The organism is Rhizobium metallidurans (assembly GCF_014196505.1).
Classification (GTDB): Bacteria; Pseudomonadota; Alphaproteobacteria; order Rhizobiales; family Rhizobiaceae; genus Rhizobium; species Rhizobium metallidurans.
Genome location: NZ_JACIDW010000067.1, coordinates 1 through 1,020, shown reverse-complemented (window position 1 = coordinate 1,020; position 1,020 = coordinate 1). Strand labels below are relative to the sequence as shown.

Here is a 1,020-nt window from a genome sequence, read left to right as displayed (position 1 = left end):
CATCGGGAGCCGATCGACTTCCGGGCCGGCATCAACAGCCTCGCGGTCCTGGTGCAGGAGACGATGGCGCTGGACCCGTTTGCCCCTGCGGTGTTTGCCTTCTGCAACCGCCGGCGTGACCGGGTGAAGATGCTGTTCTTCGATCGGTCGGGCTTTGTGTTGATCCTGAAGCGGTTGACGGAAGATAAGTTCCGATGGCCGCGGCGAGAGGTGGCGGTGGTTACACTGACGACCGAGCAGCTCCACTGGATTCTCGACGGGATTGATATCGACGCGATGATCCGTCATCCGGTGCGGCAATATCAGATCGCCGGTTGAAGGCGGCGAATTGAGCTGTTGACGCGACGGGGCGGTTCAGATTCAAAACTGGGATGACCCAAACCGGCGAACCGAGCATTGCAGAGCTGATGGCGCAGTTGGCGGCCAACGCCGCCGAAATCGCCGCGCTCAAAGCCGAGAAAGAAGCGCTGTCACGGCGGGTCGTCAAGCTGGAAGAAGAACTGGCGCTCGCAAGGCTGCATCGTTTTGCACCCCGCAGCGAAAAGCACATTGACCGCATCTTCAACGAGGCCGAAGAGGCCGCAGACGAGGATGATCCTGATGATGGCGACGAGGTTGTCGCCGATCTCCCGGATACAGGCTTGCCGTCGGTCGATAGCGCGGCGGGAAAGAAGCGTGGCCGCAGACCATTGCCGGAAGACCTGCCGCGCGAGCGTGTCGAATACGATCTGCCCGACGATCAGAAAGCTTGCCCTTGTTGCAACAGTCAAATGCATCGCATGGGCGAGGCCGTTACCGAGCAGCTTCATATCGAGGTCAAGGCTAAGGTTCTGCAAAATGTGCGGTTCAAATACGCCTGCCGCCATTGCGACCGCACCGGCATCAGCACTCCTGTCGTGATCGCACCGATGCCACCGCAACCATTGCCGGGCAGCATTGCCACCGCTTCGACGCTGGCCTTCGCACTCGTCCACAAATATGTCGATGGCACACCGCTCTACCGCGTGGCGCAAACGTTCG

At 60.4% G+C, this 1,020-nt stretch carries 2 protein-coding genes; both read left to right on the top strand.

Translation table 11 applies throughout. The annotated features are described in order from the left end of the window. Nucleotides 1-318, top strand: a 318-nt coding sequence (gene tnpB / locus GGQ67_RS25085; protein WP_183902807.1) for an IS66 family insertion sequence element accessory protein TnpB, incomplete at its 5' end; no start/stop codon positions are given. Between the two features lie 53 nt (nucleotides 319-371). Further along, nucleotides 372-1,020: IS66 family transposase zinc-finger binding domain-containing protein (locus GGQ67_RS25080; protein WP_183902806.1), on the top strand; the 649-nt coding region annotated here is incomplete at its 3' end.